The following is a 4419-nucleotide window of genomic DNA, read 5'->3' on the forward strand; positions in this document are numbered from 1 at the left end:
CTGGAGTTAATTTTACTAATGGAACTATCGGACTTAATACAGTGATAGTATTACCCGCATATGGTACATTCTCTCCATCTATTACAGCAGCAGCTGTTACTGAGTAGCTGATGTTAAAGTTACGCATGCTTACTGGGATAGTTATAAAACGTGTCGGTGAAGTCACTTCTTGACTCTCTAAAGTTTGATTGTTTACTATCGTAAAGCGATACGTAGCCGTAGTAGCGCCAGAAAAAGTATACGCTTGAGCAGCAACTCCTGTCGAAAACGATGGTAATACCGTGTTATTAGCCGTAGCCATATTAACTACTACCGGTGCACAGCCCTCTGAACGTAAACCATTACAGTTCTCGTCAATTCCATTCCAACAAATCTCTGTTGCACCTGGATTGATCCCCGCGTTGTTGTCGTTGCAGTCAACAGTAAGTGCCGCTAATTCACTTGCCAACTTACCATTTAACGGACGTTCACATTGTGTAACCGTAGCCGCTGAGGAAGGATAATTATCATTATCAGCATCAGTATACCAAACAGGCTGTGCACCTACGGTAACCAGAAGTGTCACTACTGTGCCCGAACAAAGTGCCGCATTGGTTTCTACCACACTCACACTTCCTGCACCAGCAGCACCCCACGTTACAGTAATACTGTTCGTATTGGTTCCTGAAGCTTGCGTACCTCCTGTGATAGTCCATGCATAAGTGCTTCCAGCAGTGTTAGCAACACTGTATGAAGTCGTTGAACCTGCACAAGCAGTAGTCATACCCGTGATGGAAGAAGTCACAGGAACAGCATTTACTACAACAGTTGCAGAAATACCTGTCAAAACTTGTATACAATTAGCAGTACTAATATTTGTTAAATTTAAGGTAGTATCGGCTGTTACACCAGGTATTGTAATAGTTGCTGTGCCTCCAACAAGAGTAACAGTTCCTGAAACAGAACCTGTATAAGTCACTAAACTTCCTGAAGTACCAGTAATGGTAAACACAGCATTAGAACCAGAGCAAATCGGGCTATTCGAAGTAATACCAGCTAAAGTTGGTATTGGATTTACAGTTATATTTCCGGAGTTGCTACTTGTACTACTTGGTGCAGTGCCACAAGTTCCTGTATAACTTACTACACAATAATAAGTATTCGTACCAGCAGTTGCAGTAGGAGGTGTAAAAGTAGCCGATGTTTGGCCATCCAATAAAATAGCACCTGGGTTACTAAACCATTGGTAGCCCAAATTAGCACCAAAGGCAGTAACTGATAAATTAGTGGCAGCCGCATTTTGACAAACAGCTTGGCTACTATTTGAAGGCTGAACAAAAACTCTTGGTCTACCAATGCTTAAATCGGTAAAAAAAACATCTTTATCAGAACCACCTCCAGCATTACTATTAAAAAATTCTATTTGTGCAGGAACTGATCCACCACCAACTGAAGCAAAAGTTCTTCCTGTCAATACGGTAGTGACACCAGAACGTGTTATAGAAATACTGTAAGTATTAGCCGCAGTGTAAGCAAAAGTAATATGGCTCAAACCACCTGAGGTAAAATTTATACCCGTATCGCTAGTTGTTGCATCTGCAATAGAATATTGAGTTCCGCCACCAATAAAACGAAACTCCGTTAAAATATTGTTACTAGAATTTCGCAAACGAATTCCAACTCTTTGATTAGTATCAACATTACCATTATCAAAAGCAAAGCTAACGGTATTACCCAAAGCCAAAGGCCCAGCAAACGGTCTAACAACTGAAGTTAATCCTCCGCTGTTAGCAAATAAACCCCATGCAGTTCCAATATCTGAACTTCCAGTAAATGTACCTCCATTGCCGCCACTTACATTAAAAGACCATGGACCAAAACCTTGACCTCCGTTGCTACCACTGGTAATAGTATAAGTTGCACTATCAGTAGGTAATCCATCAATGGTTACGCCACCCGAAACACTACTTGTTACAGAAGTTGGGGCACAAAATCCACCAACCACACAATAATAAAATAATGTTGTTCCACCAACATAAACAGGGGTATAAGAAGATGAAGTAGCACCATTCAACAAAATTCCACCCGAATTACTAGGTATTGTGTTACTATACCACTGATAAGTCAAAGAGTTACCACTAGCAACAACAGTTAAAGGAGTCACACTACTACCCAAACAAAACGATTGAGCACTAGCAGAGGGTTGAATAGTAATTGATGTTTCTGTGCCTACTGCTACAACTAATGAACTAGGCAAACTATCACCACTAGCATTTTTGGCAATTACAGAGATAGTTCCGCCCGGACTTGCTACAGTAACATTGATACTACTGGTTGAGCTAGTTCCAGTCCATCCATTAGGTAAAGTCCATTCATAACTTGTGGCATTCGGGTCATTGGTTACACTGTACGTTTGTGTTGCACCGTTACATAAATTGATGGCACCCGAAATGGCCGAAGGTTGCGCAGGCGCCAAAGTAGGAGCCGTATAAACTAAATTAATAGTGTTGCCACCTGACAAAGTAACAGCAAACGTTCCTGTGAAAGGGGCAAACAATGATGTATTAATTACAAAGTTGCTGGTATTAAAACCTAAAACACCACTGCCAGATGCAATCGGCCACGTATAATTGTTGGCGGGATTGAAGTTGGCAACGGAAAGCGAAACCAAATTCAAAGTGATAGGCGTAGCAGAACAAGTTATTGTACCAGATGAAATAATTCTATCCCAACCATTAGCGGTTCCAGATGTTCCGGTTGCATTATTCATTTCTATTCTATAAGATGAATTTGAATTAAAAGTAAAACTACCTGTAGTCAGCGTTGCAGTTGAATTTGAAGTTCCTCCAGGCGATACTAAACCCGATAGAGAAACTGAACCTCCAATACTACCACTGCCAGCTAAAGTAGCGCTATTCCCCGATGATACAGAAACAGCAGAAGATGAACCAGTGGCCCCATTAACAAAAAGCGTTCCAGCATGCACAGTGATAGCTCCCAAATAACCTGATGAACTATCACCAGCAAGAGTAACTCGGGTATTAGACTGATTAGCATCCAAATTATCTCTCCCTACAATAAGTGGTTTATTACCCGATAAAGTATTTATGGAGACAGAACTAGAGGAATTTGTATTGGCAACTCGCAATTGAGTTACATTTCCTCCTGTTCCTACATTGCCATTAAAAGTGAAACCACCAGTATTTCTAGCAGTAATAAATGATGGTCGAGAGCCACCATCATTAAAGTTGATGGGAAAGTTAATGGTTTGATTGGCAGTAGCATCACTCAAGACCCAACTATTTTGACCTCCAAAATCAAATAGATTAACAGAACCCGAACCCGTCAAATTATAGGCAACACTTCCATTAAAATAGAGACGCCACTGACTCATACCGTTTACGTCATTAACGCTGTTGGTAGGATTACCAGCGCCCTGAAATTGCAATTGCCCATAATTCGTGCCACTGGACCAATTGCCGGCATTACTCCAATTCCCCGCTCCTGTCCAGTTCGAGAAATTCTGCGATAAAGCATACAGTGGCATCAAAAACACCAGATAAAGTAAAATTCTTTTCATAAAACATGTAGTATTTAAAGATTAATATCAATTAAAATGCATCAAAAAAATAATAAGACAATCAATGCAAGATTGTTAACAATATAAAAGTAATTAATAAAGCTAAAAAAAAAAGACACCTAAAACACTATAACGTTTTCGTGTTAATAAATAATTGATTTTTAGCAGATCAAATAAGATAATGCATAAAAATAAGCGGCAAAAAATAGCAAATCTCTAATCGATGTTTTTAGAGTACGAGAAAGACACCTTCAAAGGATGTAAACTAGTGCAACACTGTAGAATAAAAATTATATCCAAATAACTTTATGTTTAAACGATATTTATTAGTTAAAAATCTACAAAATGATGCCAAATTAATGCAACAAATCTCTTAATTAATTAATGAACTACCTGCCAATGATAATAAACCATAGTGTAATAACAGCGCCAGCCACCCACTTTAAAACCAAACTAAATATTTTATAATGTGTACTATAACCTCGTATACACAGTGCAACAAAAAAAACAAACAACAAACTTTAAATCTTCAAATCCCTTTGCGCACCTTGCGACAACTTGGCGACCCTTGCGGTTAAACAACCCAAACTTTAAATAATCACCATGTAGCTCCATTTCCTATATGTGCCTTTATGTTACCTAAATACATAGCAAAAACAAATCAATAAATATCTGTACAATCTGTGGCAACAAAAAACATCCTTTAAACCCTCAAAACCCTTTGCGCACCTTGCGAACCCTTTGCGCACTTTGCGGTTAAATAAAAAATCCCCATCTTGCTCTTACACAAGACAGGGATTTTAAAACCTATTAAGTCTTAATACTTAATACTTAATACCTCGTATTTCGTACCTCGTACC

The 4419-nt window shown here is 39.0% G+C and carries 1 protein-coding gene; it reads right to left on the minus strand.

Annotated features, from left to right (window positions below):
• Window positions 1-3559 (minus strand): beta strand repeat-containing protein (locus WFZ85_RS15785; RefSeq protein ID WP_342697217.1); only part of this gene is annotated, 3559 nt, incomplete at its 3' end.
• Window positions 3560-4419 lie beyond the last annotated feature (860 nt).

The sequence above is a fragment of the Flavobacterium aureirubrum genome, from assembly GCF_038739835.1.
Lineage (GTDB): Bacteria > Bacteroidota > Bacteroidia > Flavobacteriales > Flavobacteriaceae > Flavobacterium > Flavobacterium aureirubrum.